The organism is Paenibacillus marinisediminis, from assembly GCF_054343325.1.
In genome coordinates this window covers 144,320-162,341 of the sequence record NZ_JBTGUH010000009.1, presented here as the reverse complement: position 1 = coordinate 162,341, position 18,022 = coordinate 144,320, and the positions used below count along the sequence as shown (strand labels likewise).

Sequence of the window (18,022 nt, the reverse complement as noted above, 5' to 3'; positions counted from 1 at the left end):
TCAGCGTAAGATTACTAAGGTTTAACTAAATAACTAAAACTCTAATAAAAGATGCCTTTCGATTTCGTCATTCGAGTGATACGGTGAACCGTATCATCGATAGTGGTAAAGCAGAGGATCGAGTTAAAGATTAGGCTTCAATGATAAATTTGTAAATGGGAGCATGAATATTCGATACATGTGTGGGAACACAAAAAGAATGATGATTTAAAAAGGTGCTATTAAAAATAGTACCTTTTTAATTTGAATCAACATCTATTCCATCCTGCTTAAGATTCTTTTTTCATGCTGGTGTATCGGTTTCCGTTTCCTAACTACGCATTAAATGTCGATCATTGTTGGTTTCCGATTAGCGAAGTAAGGAGGTTTTCCAAAATTAAACTAGAAACATATCTAAGAGGCTTTTGGAAACTAAGGAGGTAGTGTTATGGAAAAAGACCTGTTGGAGCAGCTAAACTTATGGCATGAAGATGATGAATTTGAAAAAATAGTAGGTAAGATTGCGGATATTCCCGTACAGGACAGAGACTATGATATAGTCGGTCATTTAGCGAGAGCATTAAACAATCTGGAACGTTACGATGAAGCATTGCAGCAGCTTTTGATGATCAAAACACAAGGCGAACATGATCCTCATTGGCATTTCCGTGCAGGTTACTCCTACTACTACCTATCTCAATATGAGGACGCAGTAACAGCATTCGAAATGGCGAATAAACTTGATCCCGATGATGAAGATACTTTGTTGTTATTGAAATGGAGCCGTCACGAGGTTGGCGTAACAGAGAATGATATTGAGACGAATGAGATGTTTGAACAGGAAAAGGACTTTGGTTTTGCCCGGGTGTATGGTGTGGAGCTAAAATACAAGCAGCCGCCGAAGCTGGACCGAAACATGCTTTACGAGAAGATGGAACTTTACACAGGTAAGGTTGATCGTGGAGAACATCATACGGATGCCGAGGGACTTGCTGTGTGGGAAGCGAACAGTGAGGAAGATCAGAATTTGCTGCATTTTTTCCATTTGAATTATATGGTTGAATTTACGGACGGCGAAATGCCGGCGCAAACCAGCCTGATGGATACAGAAAGCCGCCCGGTTACGGACTACGAGACGGCCATTCAGCAGTCTTGGCATTGGCAGGAAGCCGCTCAAGTCGTGAGTGATTGCGAGCACTCGCTGCTGTTGATTGACATGATGGCATCGGGACTCGATCCCAAATCGCGGCTGCAGCTGTTTACCGGCTCACTGCGGGCGGTGCTGGAAACGGCGCCTTGTGACGCCATCTATTTCCGAGAAAGCGACAAGCTCGTCGAACCTAGCGCTTATCTGGCGGCGATTGAAGAAGGGGAGCTGTTATATGGTGCGATGAACATTCGTTTTTATAATGTTGAAGGCACAGGCAGCGACCGCCCTGAAGGTCTGATGGATTCATTGGGACTCGCCGCGCTTGGCATTCCGGATGTTCAGTGTCATTATTACGACCTGGAGCCTGATGAAGTAGCCGGGAATTTGCTTAATATCGCCTATTATTTATTCGACCGCGGGGACGTTATTGCTGACGGGGAAACAATTGGTTTCACCGATGAGATGCGCTGGCGCTGCGAACACCAATACGGGCTGGCCGCACCGCACCGAGTTGTCGTCGATATAAATCCGGGAGAACCTTATTATGCCGGAAGACACGGCTCAGAGCAGTCGTAACCAGAGCCATTGATGATTTGGTAGATGATTTTGATCAAAATGAGCGATAAGAAACTTAATAAATGCCATACGCAATAAAATAAAGATGACGCCAGGAGATGTTACTCCTGCGCGTCATTTTTGTATTCCGGAAGATATATTTGTGAGAATCGATTTAAACTTGTCAGCTGCGGCTCTATTAATTGATGCGCTTTTAATAGATGATGTCGATAAAGGTGGTAAAGCAGTGCAGTATTGGAAAAATGTATTATATTGTCGATTATAGTCGAAAGCGCAGGGCATGATATAATAAAATAAACATTTAGCTTCTTTGCTTTAAGGCAATAAGACGTCAAAGGGGAGTAGTTATGTCGAGTTATGACAGAAGGAAGATTGTGGAGAGTGTTCCGCAGAAGGGTTTTTTTGGACATCCTAAAGGTTTATTCACTCTCTTCTTCACCGAGTTCTGGGAGCGGTTCTCTTATTATGGAATGAGAGCTATCCTTGTATTCTTTATGTATTACGAAGTGACAGAGGGTGGACTAGGGTTCGATGAAGACATTGCACTTGCCATTATGTCCATATACGGATCTCTGGTGTATATGTCGGGTATCATCGGGGGATGGTTGGCCGATCGGATATTAGGTACGTCGAGGGCTGTCTTTTTTGGCGGTATCCTCATTATGCTTGGTCATATCGTGTTGGCCATACCAGGGAATGCGACACTATTCTTAGTATCTATGGTCTTAATCGTGTTAGGAACCGGCTTGTTGAAGCCTAATGTATCGAGTATGGTAGGGGAGATTTACAGCGAACAAGATAACCGACGAGATGCTGGTTTTAGTATTTTCTATATGGGAATTAACCTCGGGAGCTTCCTCTCTCCATTGATCGTAGGAACTGTCGGTATGAATAATTTCCACCTGGGGTTCGGTCTTGCGGCTATCGGGATGCTGCTGGGATTGATTGTGTATGTGGTAACCAGACCGAAAAATCTCGGACTTGTCGGTAAGACCGTAGTCAACCCGCTATCACCTGAAGAGAAGAAAAAAGTATATACGATTATAGTTGTGAGCATCGTTGTGCTCGTTGCCTTGATCGCGATTGCCATTCCGTTAGGCATCCTTACTTTTGATAGCTTTATCAAGCTGGTCGGCGTGTTAGGTCTCTTGATTCCTACGTTATACTTCGTGGTTATGTACCGAAGTCCAAAGACAACGGCTGACGAGCGTTCCCGAATTATTGCGTACATTCCATTGTTTATTGCAGCGATCATGTTCTGGGCGATTCAGGAGCAAGGTTCAACGATACTAGCCAATTACGCTGATAAGCGTACCCAATTGGATTTCATGGGTATCCATATTTCACCTGCTTGGTTCCAGTCGCTGAATCCGCTTTTTATTATCATTTTAGCGCCTGTATTCGCGTGGTTGTGGGTAAAGCTCGGCAATCGCCAGCCGACCATACCTCAGAAGTTCTCGCTCGGCTTACTGTTCGCTGGATTGTCGTTCTTGATTATACTGCTGCCTGCTTATCTAGGCGGACCTACATCGCTTGTTAGTCCGTTGTGGCTCGTGCTCAGCTACTTCGTCGTCGTACTTGGAGAGTTATGCTTGTCGCCGGTAGGCCTATCGGCTACTACCAAGCTCGCTCCTGATGCCTTTAAGGCCCAGACAATGAGCTTATGGTTCTTATCGAATGCGGCGGCTCAAGCCATAAACGCCCAGATCGTAAAATTCTATACCCCAGAGACCGAGATGCTGTACTTTGGTGTTATCGGCGGGGCAGCTTTGGTTCTGAGTCTACTGCTCTTCCTGCTGTCTCCGAAGATTCAAAGGTATATGAAGGGAGTAAAATAGAAGAATATCTCCATGTAATCACAACTCGCGACCGTCAGGAACTGATCCTTCCTGGCGGTCTTTGTCGTTCTTTATGCCAAATAGTTACGGGGAACGAGGTCAACAATTCTTGTCACCGAAATAATGAAACGGCTACACTTAGATGGACAGGAAAATTAAGGGATAGTAGAATGAACACATCATAACAAGGAGCGGATCTACTTTGCCAAGACAAAGTTTCTCCTAGTAATTGAGGATGTTTGAATGCTTTTGTTAAATGGTGAAATAGACTTAGTCAATCCTATTTAATGAGAAGGTGTATTCAATTGAGAATATGGATGCTTTTATCCGGTGACAAAAGTATGTGGCTTGAACAAGTGGAATCAAATGAAGTAAACGTATTCTATGATTTTAATGGAGGAACCTTAGAGATTAATAAAGAATTGCAGTTTAAAGTAATAAGAAAAGGGGAAAACAAGGATTTACCAATATTGTATTCGGGTGTTCCAGTTTTAAGTGACAAAAGTTTTGATGTATTAACTGAATTAATGTCAGGAAAAGTACAATTTCTGAATGCAAACATTATTAATCATGAGCAAAAATACACAATCGCAAATGTGACAAATGTTATCGACGCGATTGACCACGCACGCTCAATTCCAGATTTTAGTGTTGGGTGTATAGTAGGTTTTAAGAAGATTGCTTTTATAGAAAAGAAAGTGGCAAATCAACATATTTTCAAAACACCTGAATTAACAACATCTACAGTATATGTGTCTGATCAGTTTCGAGAAACCGTATTAAAAGCTAAGCTAAAGGGCTTTGACTTCATTGAAGTATGGGATTCAGAAATCACTGAGGATATGGAGAAGGCAGCACAAGATCGTTACGAGTCATTTCTTGCGGAATTGGATCGTAGTAAAGGACATGAAGTCAATTGGTCTGAAGCCGTACAAATGATTAATAACGGTAAAGCAGTTGCAAACGGTCATTGGAAGATGCAGAACGATAAAAATGGGGTGTTGCAGTTTGCTAGACTCGGATTGGATTGTCAGTATGAATGGTCAAACTCTCCATACATTCCGCCGATTCTGTTAGGACTGCTATGGCATGAAGTTGACAAATCAGAGATATAAATCGATTCGGATTCAATGGAGTTAAAGCGTAAATGAACAGAGATATGTTACTGAAGAGCCTCTGAGATCAAGCCTTTTGCAGATTGTATCAGATAATATCCAATGTTGCTATGTTCCCGCATACGGTGCATGTGGAGTGTTGTTCACTGTTGATGCGGCCGGACAAATAGTTTAAATGTATGTCTTGAATAAACCTTTCAGATAGACCAGCTACCTTGAGCAGGTGAGCATAAAACTTCTCAATCATTGCAGGAATTGCTCTTTAATAACTTAATCACACTTAGTATATTAAACTTCAAAAGAAAAAGGTGAGAAGAATTATTCGTTTTTCTCAATGTATTCAGTAAAACTTAGTGATTTATTCTCATTAACTAAATAATTCCCTCCATTAATAGAATTTTTAAATACAGTACCTTTCCCAGTAAACAAAAGTTCCACAGTTTCTTCATTTTTCATTTTAATTGTTACTGTTCTAAACAAATCAGCAGTAGTAACGCCACTAAATGACACAGCATTATTGATATAATTACAAAATGTAATAATGTCTTCTTTTGCTGAAAGACTTTTTTCAAGTCTCTCCTTATCTCCTAGAAAAATTGAAATATTAGATATATTGTCAACGGTAATTTGAAATCTTACTTTATCATTGATTACATTTGTTTGCATGGGAATAGGTGTCTCTCCTTTACTTAAAGAAGAATCTTCATTACTGCATCCAATTAACGCTTGAACAATAACAAAAGAGACTAAAACAGTTTTGATGTACTTATTCATTTAATAATCACATCCTAACAGTTCTTTGCTTAACTAACGATGAAATCAATATGAATGTTGCAAAAAGATGAACTGGATCCAATGTTGATTAATTGGATCCAGTTCAGTATCAATTGGGGATTCATCGCTGATGATACTGCAGTAATTCCCGACTCCGGAAGAGATTTTCTTCATAGGTGCAAGGCATCATTAAAGTAGATATATCATCACGGAATGCAGCTCATAGATGGGTGTATGAGTAAACTTGTTAACCAACCGAGCAATTAGGTTTAGGGAAAACGACTCCTGTATAGGGTGTCGTTTTTCATCTCCGGTTGGAGCAATACGTCCCGCAGCTCAGGGAACTACGCCTTTCCGGCAGCAGCACAAGCCAGAAAAACCGTGACATAAAGCTTTGCTTCGGTATTTAAGCGTGTTTCTAGCGTGCAGATTAATAATACCGATTTTAGTGATATGATTATATTCATTCTTTGAAATTTACATTCAGCAAAAAGGTTGGGAGCTTTCCGGCATTTATGCTGATGAAGGCATCACAGGAACCAGTACGGCGAAGCGGACTGACTATACGATAAGTAAAAGATGAAATAAAAAAATATAGGTGGTGTATGGAAATGAAAAACAGGGATTGGTTATTTATAGACGAAAATAGAATCCATAATTTTCGTAGCACTGGAGTTTTAATTAATGACGGAAAAGTTCTTATTCAAAGGGGAATTAATGATACTGAATATGCTCTTCCAGGAGGGCATGTTGCTTGGGGTGAAACAAGTGCAGATACTCTTATCCGTGAATATAAGGAAGAGCTGGGTGTAGATATATCAGTAGATAGGCTTATTTGGGTTGAGGAAGTCTTTTGGAAGTGGGGAGTGAGAGAAGCTCATACCTTATGTCATTACCATTTAGTCAGCTTGAATATCCCCACTCAGATTCCTTTAAATGGGGTTTTTAAATCATTAGAAACTGACGAATCGAAGTTGATTTTTCAGTGGGTGGACATTAATGAATTACTGGATTATAAGGTTTACCCTGTTTTTTTAAAGGATAAAATCACTAATCTATCAGATGGAATTGAGCACTTTGTAACCCGTGATTAAATAGTAAAAGTGAGGAATTAATATGAAAAATATTTTTACAATTCAGCATAATCAATCAATACATCATACAAATGGAATGATTGGCTCGTGGGCAGATTGGACTTGACAGAAAATAGTGAGCAAATGCCATTCTATCGGTTAATGTTTGTACTCCCTCAAATAATATAGGGGTCTGACCACGATATGTTGTGGTTTCTGAGCGAAAATTGAGCGAAGATCGGGGCGAAAAAGTGCAAATTTTAGCTCGGTTTTTTGGCAGTTGTCATAGATGATAAAGGGTATGGCGTAAAGAGATTATTCATAAAAATCCAGTTTAATGGTTTATGTAAATACCAAATAGCAGAATTGGCATCCAACAAAAATTTAACGTGCTGAGAAATTAGTTAGCAAAATATCGGAAGATTTGTTATATCTTCAAATGCTAAAGTTGGATATATAAGAACAACTAAATAAACATGGTTTATTACCAATGATAAGAGTCCGGGCTCAATGTCCCACTTGGTTGTGCCTTAGGCGAAGTGAAAGGAATGGATAAAAATTATGCATGATTTTAGAATACGAGGATTGGAAAAAAGTGAGTTTCAATATTTAGATGATTTATCTGATGAAGAATTACAGAAAAGAGGGATTGTGAAACTGATTGCAGATAGTAATCCGGGGTATCCTTGCCGTGTTAGTTTAGAGGATGCATGTGTAGGGGAGACGGTTTATCTTCTTAACTATAATCACCATGATGTCAATTCACCTTATCAAGGGAATGGAGCTATTTTTGTACGAAAAAATGTAGAAACTGCAAATATTGCAATCAATACGGTTCCAGAGGAAGTGCTGCATAGAAAGCTTTCAATTAGAGGTTATGATAAAAATGGGATGATGTTGAGCTGCAAATTGATTGATGGTATTGATACAAAAAGCTGCATAATTGATTTTTTTAGTAATGAAACAATAGATTATATCCATATTCATAATGCAGTACCTGGCTGCTATAACTGTTTAGTAGAAAGAGTTCGATGATTACTTTGGATAACTATTATTTAACGATAGAGGACAAAAAAAGCCGTGATAAAATCGGGGAAGGGATGAATGGAGAACTGGGAAAAACCAGATCCATCAAGCCTTTCCCCAGTTTTTATATCAAAACATTATTCAGTGTATAATAAAGTCGTGATACAAAAAGATGGGTCAAAAATCGGGGGAATCATCGAGTTGTATCAAGAATTTATTCATGATGAACAGAAGCAGCACAATTAAAGGAGGAAATTAATATGGCAAAGAGTGAAATCAGCAATATAAAGGAATTATCGCCGGAACAACGTGAAGGACTACTCAAAACATTGAAAGCCCGGTTTGAGGAAAACATGAACCGCCATCAAGGACTTGAATGGGCTAACGTACAAGTAAAGCTCGAAGCTAATGCTGAAAAACTGTGGTCACTCCATGAAATGGAGAGGACTGGCGGCGAACCGGATATTGTCGATCATGACAATAAGACGGGGGAATACATTTTTTACGATTGCTCAGCGGAAAGTCCTAAAGGTCGCAGAAGTGTTTGTTACGACCATGAAGCGTTGGAGTCTAGGAAACAACACAAACCAGAAAATAGTGCTATTAATATGGCGTCTGCCATGGGCATTGAGCTTTTAACGGAAGAACAATATCGGGACTTGCAGAAGCTTGGAAATTTCGATTTGAAAACTTCGAGCTGGGTGAAAACACCCGCTAATATTAGAAAACTCGGCGGGGCCATCTTTTGCGATCGTCGCTACGACACTGTCTTCGTGTACCACAATGGAGCAGAATGCTATTATGCTGCAAGAGGGTTCCGCGGTTCGCTAAGAGTCTGATGACTTCGTTGAATGGATAGATTCAATGGTATACTCAATAAGTCGGTTGCACTGTTGGTGAAAAACTGAAAAAACAAATGGATGACTCCGAGAATCTTCAAAAGATTTTCGGAGTTTTTAACTGCTTTTACTCGTATCCAATTATTATGAAAAATGAACGTGAGATAAGAAAGGAGGGAGTCTGTGTCAAAAAACGATAATATGCTGGCCATTCTATGGATGCTGAATTCAGGAGCCAAAATAACCGCGAAACAAATTGCGGAGAAGTTAGAGATAAACGTGCGAACTGTGTACCGTTATATGGATTCGCTTTGCGCCAGTGGAGTTCCGATCGTATCTGATGCAGGACAGAATGGCGGGTATAGCTTGCTGAACAATTTCATCAGTGCGCCTTTATTCTTTGATGTTGAGGAACAAAAAGCGATTATTCATGCTGCCGCATTTGCAACTGAAGCAGGGTACCCGTTCAGTGAGACATTAAACAAAGCTACAGATAAATTGAAAATGTATTCAAACCGGGAACAGGAAAGCATTCTCGAGCGCCATTTAACTGGCTTTGAAGTGATAAGCCGTCATATTGACCCTTCTGTTAAGCCAACATTAGTCGAACTAGAGCGAGCTGTAGCAAACGAGTATTCTGTAGAAATTGAATACCGCACAAGCCGTGATGAACAACCCAAGCAAAGGGTGATTGATCCTTATGGTGTGATTTATTGGAATAATAAATGGTATACAATTGGGTATTGTCATTTGCGGAATGAAATTAGAAGTTTCCGGGCTGAACGGATCTTACAAATAAGACAAACCCAAATGGTGTTTAAACGGCCTGAATCTTTTTCCGCCAAGGCGTTTTTCTTGCAAAATCTATTGCCGGATCTGACGGATAAGGATGGGGTGATCTCATTAATTATAAGGGGCAGGGCAGAGGCTCTGGACGATTTGTGCATTCATTGGTTTTTAGGACATCATCTGAAGGAGAGGACAACCAATCAAGCTGTCTTTTTACTCGACGAGAGAGCAATTCAAGCATATGTACCGCATTTTCTGTTATCCTATGGGAAGGCAATTCAGGTAATCGAGCCCCAGAGTTTGAAGATAAGACTTGTTGCTGTCGCATCAGAACTAATGGAATACTATAAGAATTAATAGCTTCACTGACAGCCGTTGTCAGTGAAGTTGTTTTATAATGAGCAAAAATGAATTGTGATAGATGGAGGACATGCACATGAATAATACGGTTTATCTCTATGTATTTGATACGATGGCTGACTGGGAAGTAGGTTACTTATCTGCCGAACTGAATTCGGGAAGATTTTATAAAAAAGGGCTGATACCGTCAAAGATAGTTACTGTGGGAATAGAAAAGACCCCTGTTATTACGATGGGTGGGTTGAAAATAGTACCTGATATTAAGCTGGATGAGTGCATTATTCAAGACGCAGATGCTTTGATTCTGCCAGGTGGAGATACGTGGGCGGAAACAATTCATGAACCTATACTAAAAATAGCAGAGCAGTGTTTACAGGAGAATATTGTGGTTGCGGCGATTTGCGGTGCTACAGTAGGGCTGGCTAAGAAAGGCTTGTTGGATTCGCGATGGCATACGAGCAACGACTTGGAATATCTTAAAATGATATGTCCTACCTATACCGGGGAAGAGTACTACAAGAAGGAGTCCGCCGTAACGGATGGACAACTGATAACTGCTTCCGGAGTAGCTCCATTGGAATTTGCTTTGCATGTCTTGAAGTCCTTAGATGTATTCGCACCACAAACATTAGACGCTTGGTATAATCTTAATAAAACTCATGAACCGAAATATTTCTTCGAGATGATGAATTCAATTCAATGAGGCATACTAAATATGGTTTATATGAAGAAATTTCAAGTTTAGGACCGAGGGGGATCAATTAGTAGATGAATAAACAGCGTAACATTATTTTATACATTGGTACTTCAATTGATGGTTATATTGCAAATGAGGATGGTACATTAGAGTGGTTAGAGTCAACAGAAGTCGAAGGAGATTCTGGCTACAATTCACTTCTGGAACGAATCGACACTGTTGTTATGGGAAAAGCAACTTATGATGTCGTTCGTGGATTTGATATGGATTATCCATATCGTGATATTAAAAATTATGTATTTTCTAAATCGGTTAGTGGATCAGATGAATATGCTTCATTTATTGATGAAGATGTCAAAACCTTCATTGAAAATATAAAGCAACAGCCCGGTAAGGATATATGGTTAATTGGTGGAGGAAATTTAGCTCGTGAATTTTTCAAGGAGAATTTAATTGATGAACTCCAAATAGCCATTGCGCCTATTATTTTAGGGAAAGGAATCTCCCTTTATATCGGGGATGATATTACTCAAAAATACACATTAACCAAAGTAGAAAAATTAGGTCAACTTGCTATGCTTCATTATATAAAAAAAAAATAGAGATCTATTCAGATATTATGTCTAAGCCATAGGACGTGATCAAATGTTTAATCGAAATTCGTACTTTGATCAATATTTTAAACAAAATACCGAACCCGAGGAAACCTACCACTATTATTTTTATGTGATGAAGTTTGCTTCATTAACCAAACATTTGATCTTCCAGGGTTCCGCTCCCTTGTTCAATAAACACATGATTGTTTGTGTAACGAATAAGCGGATTCTTATATGCGAAATGGATCCGACTACTGGAAAACTGACTGATGATATGTTTGAAGTTAGTTTTAACGATGTGAAAAATATTTCTCTGAAAAAAGGTTTGTTAAAAACAAAAATGAAGTTCACTTTCTCTGATGATTCAGAGATCCTGTTTAAGCCGAATAATTTCTGCATTGGTCTGTCCGACCACAAGACGAACTTGTTAAAGCTCAAGGAAATGTACAGTTAATTGAGCACGTAACCCACACATGTGGAGTGCTGTGTGTTGCTAACATGGCGGGGGCGGGATTATTTTCAAAGGCATGGAGTCAGCACTCCATGTCTTTCTCTGTTTCAACGTATTGCAATACTGAATCGGCTACATTTAGTTGGATAGAAAATTAAGGACTAGCAGAATGAACGCATCATAACAAGGAGCGGAATTGTTTTGATTATTTGTCAATTGTAAAATTTTATATTAGAAATTGTTCATGAAATGAACAGTGTTTAATTGGCAGAATGGGTTGACGGAGGGCAATATTACCATTAAAATAATTATGAAAACGTTATCACCACCTTTGAGAAAGGAGTCTAGAGTTCTCAGATGTAGAGGTAGTCTCAAGAATTACAGGGTACCGCTACTGATTAGAAGTTTAGATACTAGAAGAGCTGCACATCATTATGGGAACGTTACCATACTTACTATCAACGGAGGGCAGCTATGTTTTGGACAAAGGAAAAACTGGATGAACGGATTATGGAGCTAAGCGATTACAGATATCGCGACGCTATCGTACTGGAAGAATTTTATTTCTTAGATGAATGTTCAATGGTTCATTCCGCTGCACCGATGCCTGCGCAAACACCACATTCGATGGAAGGAGCGGGCACCATAAGGCTTGGTCATCATTGGGAAGGGCGAGACTTGTATGCATGGCTGCAGAAAGATGTCCTATTTCCAATCGAGTGGGTAGGCAGAAAGATAGTCGGTATATTCGATTTCGGGCAGAGCAGCTGAGGAAACACGAGCGGAAGAGGGCAAACTTTGCTTTGATATTAAACCGTATGAGATTAAGACCTGATTAATTCAATTCTAGTTCTATGTCGAAGTTTTGTTGTTTAAGGCATGAACAAGGGAAAGCATATTTTATTCTGGTATCGTTACCATACTGCCGGAGGTGAATCTTTAGCTCATTTATTTCACATCAGACTATTAAGAGAGGGATCCAAAGGATGCAAAATAATATTTCTACAGGCATCGCACTAAGCCCGAAACGAAATCTTGGAAAGCGAATTTTACAACATAAGTATCTGTACTTCATGCTATTGCCGTGTCTTTTGTATTTCATTGTCTTCCACTATCTTCCGATGTCTGGTTTGGTACTGGCATTTAAGGAATACAAATTCAACATGGGGATATTCGGCAGCCCTTGGGTTGGATTCGAGTATTTCACTCAATTTTTTAACGATTATCAGTTCACACTTCTAATCAAAAACACGTTGATTATTAGCTGTATGAAATTATTTGTTGGATTACCGTTTCCGATCATTCTAGCTATATTATTTAACGAAGTTAGACATAAGAAATTTAAAGCGATTTCTCAAAGCATTTCATACCTGCCGCACTTCCTGTCTTGGGTCGTTGTTGTAGGGATGCTGCAACGTATATTAGCTCCGGATACAGGGCTATTGAATGAAGCTATTGGTATGTTCGGCGGCGATAGCAGCACCTTCTATATGATGGAGGGGGAATACTTCTACTCGATTATGTTCTGGAGTCATATCTGGAAAGGAATAGGCTGGGATTCGATCATTTATCTGGCTGCCATTTCTGGGATTAATCCCGAATTGTATGAAGCAGGAAAGATCGATGGAACGAACAAGTGGAATGAAATATGGAGCATTACGATTCCGTCGATTACACCTACTATTGTCATCCTGTTTATTCTCTCATTGGGAAGCATTCTATCAGCGGGCTTTGATCAGATCTACTTGCTGCGAACTCCTGGTAATATGCATTTATCCGAAATACTGGATACGTACATCATCAGGGTAGGGTTACAGAATGGTCAATTTGGTTATGCAACCGCGGTCGGTATGATTCAAGGGGTTATCGGATTTATCTTAGTTGTAACTGCGAATAAGATTTCTCGAAAGGTTTCTGAAACCTCGTTATGGTAACGTATCCATAACGGGGAAATGCTTCTGATCTTCAATGGAGACCGTCTGAGGACGTTATTCATATTAAATCAAATGAAGAGGGGTAATCGAATGAAGGCAAAGTGGACTAAATTACTTGCACTATCATTGGTATTAACCATGCTATTTACAGCTTGTAGTAGCAATGGAAAAACAGAAGCAAACTCAGACACTAACAACCCAGGAACCGATAACTCAGATAAACCAGCTACGTGGATTGCTGATCGTACACTGAAGGGAAGAATTTATCAGAATGGTGTAATGAATGACCTTTCAGATAATCAGTTGGATAACGAAGTGATGAAGAAGATCAAAGAGCTTACAGGCATCACGATCGAGTGGGAGAATACGCCTGCAAACAGCTCGCTTGAAGGCCTAACAGCGGGCCTGGCAACGAATGATCTTCCAGATGTAGTCGTGTATTACTTGAATAACAGTGGACGACCTGAAATGCCAGTTATTCTGAAGGCTGCAAGAGAAGGCATGTTTCATGATTTAACTCCATATTTGAAAGATACGAAAGTGTTGAGCAAGTATCTGAAAGATGATTATCTACCGATCGATACAAAGAATGGCGTTATGTTCCGTCCTGAATTCAATGGTGCAAGCTATGCGTTGCACTTGGCAATTAACCGTGAAGGCGGCGTATCAGATCGTAAATGGGTAGGCGGTCCACATATCCGTGCAGATATCGCTGAGGCTCTGAATATTGATCCACATCAGATCAAAACATCCGAGCAGTTAAAAGAGGTAGCGCAGAAGATCAAAGAAGGAAATTTCAAAGATGCTAATGGCAAAGCGATCTATCCAATCGGACCTCGCTATTGGGGCGGAAGCGATGTGGATTATATCTACAGTGATCTGAAATGGGGCGACAATGGCTTCTATCGAGACACTAACGGTGTTCTGAAGCATGAAAGCCAAACGGAGTATCCATTGAAACGAATTGAGTTTGTTCAGGGGTTAATGAGTGAGAAGCTTATCCATCCAGAGTACTACACAATGGATGAAACTCGGGCCACTGAAGGCGCATTGAACGGTTCTTTCGGTATTATCGCTGATATGCACAACTATTTGGAATTCAATAAGGACATGCATTATCTTCCGATCGGACCGCTTCAAAACGTAGATGGAGATAGTCAAATGACCCTTACGTATAAGTCCGGCTATAATGCATGGTCTATACCAGCAACTACGAAGAACCCTGAAGATATCGTGAAATTTGCGGATTTCTTATCCAGTCGTGAAGGCAAGCTATTGTGGCAGTACGGTATTGAAGGTCGAGATTACACATTGGATGAGAAAGGCAATCCAATCGTTAAGCAAGAAGTGCTTGATCTGAAGAATAATGACCCGAAAAAAGCGCAACAGCTTGGATTCGCAGGCGTAGGCAATCTCTGGGGTGAGTTCCTAGGGAATACGGACCTTGACCGTATGGCAGACTTTGGTGAACTTGAGTATGGAGATGCAGTTTCCTCAGCAAAAGAAGACGGTCCATTAAAGATTGCAGAGTACTATGGATGGGATAAGAGACGAGAGAATGCCAAGATTGTAGACGGGTACTCTCCATTGACATTCTTGAACGAATTCAAGAATGGAACGCAATTGAAAGCAGCGATGGATAACTATAATGAGAGCTTGCAGCGTGCGTACTATTCGAAGGACATGAACGAAGCTAAGAAGATCATGGATGCATCTATTAAGCAGCTAAACGCAGCTGGCTTAGAAGACTTCATCACCTTATTAGAGGAAAAAGCCAAGGATCCGCTGACACCAATTATTTTGAGAGCTTCATCGAACTAATTGTCAGCATTGCTGAGATAAGCTTAGGGTTTCTATCTTCATCGAAGATAGAAATCCCTGCTCATCTCCGAATGGGATAACGGATGTTCATCAAGAGAGGAGTAGTTACGTGAACGAATTTTATAAGATTTCTATCGGTGAACGAATATTCAGAATAGTTACTTACTCCATCATTATTCTGCTCTGCTTATCTATCATTCTTCCTTTTCTCAATATATTAGCACTTGCATTTAATGAAGGGAAAGATGCGGAACTAGGAGGGATCTTTATATGGCCGCGCGTTTGGACGTTGGAGAACTTTAGGGAAGTATTCAATTCATCCAATATCATCCAAGCGTATATGATTACTTTGTTTCGTACCGTGGTCGGAACGATATCGAGTGTATTCTTGACAGCGATGGCTGCTTATACACTGAAGAGCAAGACGATGCCAGGCGTTAAATTCTTTACGATGATGATCTTCTTCACGATGCTGTTCAGTGGCGGCGTTGTTCCTTACTATATGCTGCTGAAAGAGCTGCACTTGATTAACACGATCTGGGTATATATTATCCCTGGACTGTACAGCGCATGGAATATTATTATCATGAGAACCTTCTTTAATGGAATTAGCTTCAGTCTGGAGGAGTCTGCCAAGCTGGATGGTTGTAATGATTTCGGAGTCTTTATGAGAGTGATTCTGCCTCTTAGTAAACCGGTAATTGCTGTTATAGGCTTGTTTAATGCAGTAGGGCATTGGAACGACTGGTTCACAGGTTCCTTCTATGTACAGAATACGAATTTGCGTCCGGTATCTACCTTACTGCAAGAGATGCTGACGCGTCAGGATGCGATACGGGCACAGCTCATGCAGAATGCAGGCTCACAAAGCTATGAAATGTTAGAAAAAATGACTGTCACAGGAAACTCTTTAAAAATGGCGACGATTATCGTCGTTGTAGCACCGATCCTATGCGTGTACCCGTTTATACAGAAGTATTTTGCTAAAGGGGTAATGATCGGCTCTGTGAAAGAATAGTTCATTGGGGGAGGATCTCGTCATGATCAACATATGCAACCCTTATAAAAGAGAAGGAAAGTGGCTGAAAGGAAGCTTTCATAACCATACAACAAATAGTAAATGCGGCACACAATCGCTTGCGACTGTCTACCGAATCTATGGCCAGTGCGCATATGATTTCTTAGGCATATCGGATCACGACTACATCACGGTGCATGAGGGAGAGCGAGAGATCCCTACCGTATTTGAAGGGGTGGAGGTGAGCAGTCCGCAAGCACATATGCTGTTAGTGAACCCTCCGCGTGAAATCATGAACGACTACACGAATGAATTTACGATTGAGAATTATCAGCGATTGTCCGATCGATGTGTAGACCAAGGGGGGCTTAGTATATTGGTTCATCCCAACCGATATTTCTCGCAATATTGGGAGATTGAGGACATGCTGGACATGGACCGCTATACCGGTATTGAAGTGGTAAACGGTGATGGTAATCCTGAATATGATGTTGCCTTTGATAAGTGGGATAAGCTGTTAACAGCTGGACGTAAGGTTTGGGGCTTTGGAAATGATGACTTCCATGTGTATGGACAAGAGAAGCGAGCATGGAATGTCGTGCTTGCAGAACATAATACGCAAGAGAGCATACTGAGCGCGATCAAGCAAGGCAGTTTCTATGTTTCAACTGGATTTGACTTTGCCTCCATTCGCACAGAAGGGAACCTAATTACAATTGAGTTTCCGACCAGTGCTCAATTGAATCAGATGTACAAGTATGTTACTCTATTCGGAAATGATGGGGAAGTTATGTACGAAACTACCGGTAGAATGAACAGTCTCCAGTATGAGTGTAAAGGAGATGAAGGATATATTAGAGTTGCTGCATATCTCGAAGGCGGTTATGGGGCATTCTCACAGCCTTTGTTCATTTCTAATGCTATGGAGTAAGTATAATTCCTTTGATTCAGTTAGAGGAAAAGGTGATTTCAAGAATGTCAGTTCAAATTAAAGATGTTGCCCGCAAAGCGGGTGTTTCACTAACAACGGTTTCGCGAGTGTTGAATAATGAAAAGTATGTGAGTGAGAGATTGAAGAAGAAAGTATTAGAGGCGATCGAGGAGCTCAATTACACACCGAACCATATCGCAAGAAGCTTGGTTAGGCAGAAGACGAATCTATTTGGAGTAATTGTTCCTGATTTAACTTCTAGCTTCTACTCTACCATTCTGAGCAGCATTGAAGAGGCTGCGAGTAAGAATGGCTATAACCTATTAGTGTGTAATATCATGGAAAATGAAGATAAAGAGCTTAAATATTTGAATGTGTTTAACGAGATGCGTGTTGAAGGCATTATCATCATGCATGAGAAGATTAACAGTGAAATCAAGCATCTTCTAGATAAATCCAATATTCCAATTATTTTCTCCAGCGTGAAGCCGATTAACCAGAAGTACCCTTCGGTCATTGTAGATGATTATAAGGCGGCTTATGATGCAACGAAGTACCTGATTGATCTCGGGCATAAACGAATTGCTCTTCTAGGCGGAGATATGCGAGACATCACGTCCGGCCAGAATCGATATGTTGCCTTTCGGGATGCATTAACGACTCATGGTCAAGATGTGAGATACGAATATATTAAGTTTGGCGATTATAAGATGAAGAGCGGTTATGATTTAATGGGCGAACTGTTGCAATGCAACCCATTGCCTACAGCTGTATTTGCGGTCAGTGATGATATGGCTGTTGGGGCGATGAATTGCGTTCGAGATCACCAGTTATCCGTTCCGGAAGATATTTCGATTATAGGCTTTGACGGCAGTGCATTTACGGAGATCGTTCGTCCGCGTCTTACTTCCATGGAGCAGCCTATTGAGCATATGGGTGCTGAGACCGTTCACGCGTTACTGGCAATGATCACAGATCCGGACACCGTGAAGCACGATATAATCTTACAACATGAACTAGCTATTAGAGAAAGCTGTAAACGTATGGACTAAAGA

19 protein-coding genes are annotated in these 18,022 nt (G+C 40.5%); 18 read left to right on the top strand and 1 reads right to left on the bottom strand.

Annotated elements, in window-relative coordinates:
- Positions 1 to 427: 427 nt before the first annotated feature.
- The 4 genes from ACXX53_RS18440 to ACXX53_RS18425 all read left to right on the top strand — a co-directional run bounded on the left by ACXX53_RS18440 (position 428) and on the right by ACXX53_RS18425 (position 4,658).
- Positions 428 to 1,705, top strand: coding sequence for a DUF4261 domain-containing protein (locus tag ACXX53_RS18440; protein ID WP_458570155.1), 1,278 nt, complete (start codon positions 428 to 430; stop codon positions 1,703 to 1,705).
- A gap of 85 nt (positions 1,706 to 1,790) precedes the next feature.
- Positions 1,791 to 1,970, top strand: coding sequence for a hypothetical protein (locus ACXX53_RS18435; RefSeq protein WP_458570154.1), 180 nt, complete (start codon positions 1,791 to 1,793; stop codon positions 1,968 to 1,970).
- A gap of 82 nt (positions 1,971 to 2,052) precedes the next feature.
- Positions 2,053 to 3,543 (top strand): peptide MFS transporter, encoded by a 1,491-nt coding sequence (locus ACXX53_RS18430; protein WP_458570153.1) that lies wholly within the window; start codon positions 2,053 to 2,055, stop codon positions 3,541 to 3,543.
- Between the two features lie 305 nt (positions 3,544 to 3,848).
- Entirely contained in the window at positions 3,849 to 4,658 is an 810-nt protein-coding gene (locus ACXX53_RS18425) for an imm11 family protein (protein ID WP_458570152.1), read from the top strand.
- Positions 4,659 to 4,976: 318 nt separating this feature from the next.
- Here the strand turns inward: ACXX53_RS18425 and ACXX53_RS18420 are convergent, their stop codons facing one another.
- Positions 4,977 to 5,432, bottom strand: coding sequence for a hypothetical protein (locus tag ACXX53_RS18420; RefSeq protein ID WP_458570151.1), 456 nt, complete (start codon positions 5,430 to 5,432; stop codon positions 4,977 to 4,979).
- 611 nt (positions 5,433 to 6,043) lie between these two features.
- Here ACXX53_RS18420 and ACXX53_RS18415 point away from each other — a divergent pair.
- The 14 genes from ACXX53_RS18415 (at position 6,044) to ACXX53_RS18350 (ending at position 18,019) form a co-directional block, all read left to right on the top strand.
- Entirely contained in the window at positions 6,044 to 6,526 is a 483-nt protein-coding gene (locus tag ACXX53_RS18415; RefSeq protein WP_458570150.1) for an NUDIX hydrolase, read from the top strand.
- A gap of 564 nt (positions 6,527 to 7,090) precedes the next feature.
- Positions 7,091 to 7,540, top strand: coding sequence for a DUF1203 domain-containing protein (locus tag ACXX53_RS18410; protein ID WP_458570149.1), 450 nt, complete (start codon positions 7,091 to 7,093; stop codon positions 7,538 to 7,540).
- A 69-nt stretch (positions 7,541 to 7,609) separates the two neighbouring features.
- On the top strand, positions 7,610 to 7,777 hold the full coding sequence (locus ACXX53_RS18405; protein ID WP_458570148.1) for a hypothetical protein: 168 nt from the start codon (positions 7,610 to 7,612) through the stop codon (positions 7,775 to 7,777).
- Between the two features lie 14 nt (positions 7,778 to 7,791).
- Entirely contained in the window at positions 7,792 to 8,370 is a 579-nt protein-coding gene (locus ACXX53_RS18400) for a DUF4256 domain-containing protein (RefSeq protein WP_458570147.1), read from the top strand.
- Positions 8,371 to 8,553: 183 nt separating this feature from the next.
- Positions 8,554 to 9,516, top strand: a complete 963-nt coding sequence (locus tag ACXX53_RS18395) for a helix-turn-helix transcriptional regulator (protein WP_458570146.1) — start codon at positions 8,554 to 8,556, stop codon at positions 9,514 to 9,516.
- 79 nt (positions 9,517 to 9,595) lie between these two features.
- Positions 9,596 to 10,222 (top strand): type 1 glutamine amidotransferase family protein, encoded by a 627-nt coding sequence (locus ACXX53_RS18390; RefSeq protein WP_458570145.1) that lies wholly within the window; start codon positions 9,596 to 9,598, stop codon positions 10,220 to 10,222.
- 65 nt (positions 10,223 to 10,287) lie between these two features.
- Complete coding sequence (locus tag ACXX53_RS18385) at positions 10,288 to 10,818, top strand: dihydrofolate reductase family protein (protein WP_458570144.1); 531 nt, start codon at positions 10,288 to 10,290, stop codon at positions 10,816 to 10,818.
- A 43-nt stretch (positions 10,819 to 10,861) separates the two neighbouring features.
- Positions 10,862 to 11,266 (top strand): PH domain-containing protein, encoded by a 405-nt coding sequence (locus ACXX53_RS18380; protein ID WP_458570143.1) that lies wholly within the window; start codon positions 10,862 to 10,864, stop codon positions 11,264 to 11,266.
- Positions 11,267 to 11,737: 471 nt separating this feature from the next.
- Complete coding sequence (locus ACXX53_RS18375) at positions 11,738 to 12,034, top strand: hypothetical protein (RefSeq protein WP_458570142.1); 297 nt, start codon at positions 11,738 to 11,740, stop codon at positions 12,032 to 12,034.
- 215 nt (positions 12,035 to 12,249) lie between these two features.
- The gene (locus ACXX53_RS18370; RefSeq protein WP_458570141.1) at positions 12,250 to 13,197 is read left to right on the top strand and encodes an ABC transporter permease; all 948 of its coding nucleotides are present in this window, start codon (positions 12,250 to 12,252) and stop codon (positions 13,195 to 13,197) included.
- A gap of 90 nt (positions 13,198 to 13,287) precedes the next feature.
- Positions 13,288 to 15,018: an extracellular solute-binding protein gene (locus ACXX53_RS18365; protein WP_458570140.1), complete on the top strand. Its 1,731-nt coding sequence runs from the start codon at positions 13,288 to 13,290 to the stop codon at positions 15,016 to 15,018.
- 109 nt (positions 15,019 to 15,127) lie between these two features.
- Positions 15,128 to 16,036 carry a carbohydrate ABC transporter permease gene (locus ACXX53_RS18360; RefSeq protein ID WP_458570139.1) on the top strand — a complete coding sequence of 303 codons (909 nt, stop codon included), beginning with the start codon at positions 15,128 to 15,130 and terminating at the stop codon, positions 16,034 to 16,036.
- 22 nt (positions 16,037 to 16,058) lie between these two features.
- Positions 16,059 to 16,967 (top strand): CehA/McbA family metallohydrolase, encoded by a 909-nt coding sequence (locus tag ACXX53_RS18355; RefSeq protein WP_458570138.1) that lies wholly within the window; start codon positions 16,059 to 16,061, stop codon positions 16,965 to 16,967.
- A gap of 44 nt (positions 16,968 to 17,011) precedes the next feature.
- Positions 17,012 to 18,019, top strand: coding sequence for a LacI family DNA-binding transcriptional regulator (locus ACXX53_RS18350; RefSeq protein ID WP_458570137.1), 1,008 nt, complete (start codon positions 17,012 to 17,014; stop codon positions 18,017 to 18,019).
- Positions 18,020 to 18,022 lie beyond the last annotated feature (3 nt).

What these genes read in the sequence shown, in the direction of transcription:
- ACXX53_RS18440 (WP_458570155.1), top strand. Translation starts at nt 428, where the DNA reads ATGGAAAAAGACCTGTTGGAGCAGCTAAACTTATGGCATGAAGATGAT.
- ACXX53_RS18435 (WP_458570154.1), top strand. Translation starts at nt 1,791, where the DNA reads ATGACGCCAGGAGATGTTACTCCTGCGCGTCATTTTTGTATTCCGGAA.
- ACXX53_RS18430 (WP_458570153.1), top strand. Translation starts at nt 2,053, where the DNA reads ATGTCGAGTTATGACAGAAGGAAGATTGTGGAGAGTGTTCCGCAGAAG.
- ACXX53_RS18420 (WP_458570151.1), bottom strand. Translation starts at nt 5,432, where the DNA reads ATGAATAAGTACATCAAAACTGTTTTAGTCTCTTTTGTTATTGTTCAA.
- ACXX53_RS18415 (WP_458570150.1), top strand. Translation starts at nt 6,044, where the DNA reads ATGAAAAACAGGGATTGGTTATTTATAGACGAAAATAGAATCCATAAT.
- ACXX53_RS18405 (WP_458570148.1), top strand. Translation starts at nt 7,610, where the DNA reads ATGGAGAACTGGGAAAAACCAGATCCATCAAGCCTTTCCCCAGTTTTT.
- ACXX53_RS18400 (WP_458570147.1), top strand. Translation starts at nt 7,792, where the DNA reads ATGGCAAAGAGTGAAATCAGCAATATAAAGGAATTATCGCCGGAACAA.
- ACXX53_RS18390 (WP_458570145.1), top strand. Translation starts at nt 9,596, where the DNA reads ATGAATAATACGGTTTATCTCTATGTATTTGATACGATGGCTGACTGG.
- ACXX53_RS18385 (WP_458570144.1), top strand. Translation starts at nt 10,288, where the DNA reads ATGAATAAACAGCGTAACATTATTTTATACATTGGTACTTCAATTGAT.
- ACXX53_RS18380 (WP_458570143.1), top strand. Translation starts at nt 10,862, where the DNA reads ATGTTTAATCGAAATTCGTACTTTGATCAATATTTTAAACAAAATACC.
- ACXX53_RS18375 (WP_458570142.1), top strand. Translation starts at nt 11,738, where the DNA reads ATGTTTTGGACAAAGGAAAAACTGGATGAACGGATTATGGAGCTAAGC.
- ACXX53_RS18370 (WP_458570141.1), top strand. Translation starts at nt 12,250, where the DNA reads ATGCAAAATAATATTTCTACAGGCATCGCACTAAGCCCGAAACGAAAT.
- ACXX53_RS18365 (WP_458570140.1), top strand. Translation starts at nt 13,288, where the DNA reads ATGAAGGCAAAGTGGACTAAATTACTTGCACTATCATTGGTATTAACC.
- ACXX53_RS18355 (WP_458570138.1), top strand. Translation starts at nt 16,059, where the DNA reads ATGATCAACATATGCAACCCTTATAAAAGAGAAGGAAAGTGGCTGAAA.
- ACXX53_RS18350 (WP_458570137.1), top strand. Translation starts at nt 17,012, where the DNA reads ATGTCAGTTCAAATTAAAGATGTTGCCCGCAAAGCGGGTGTTTCACTA.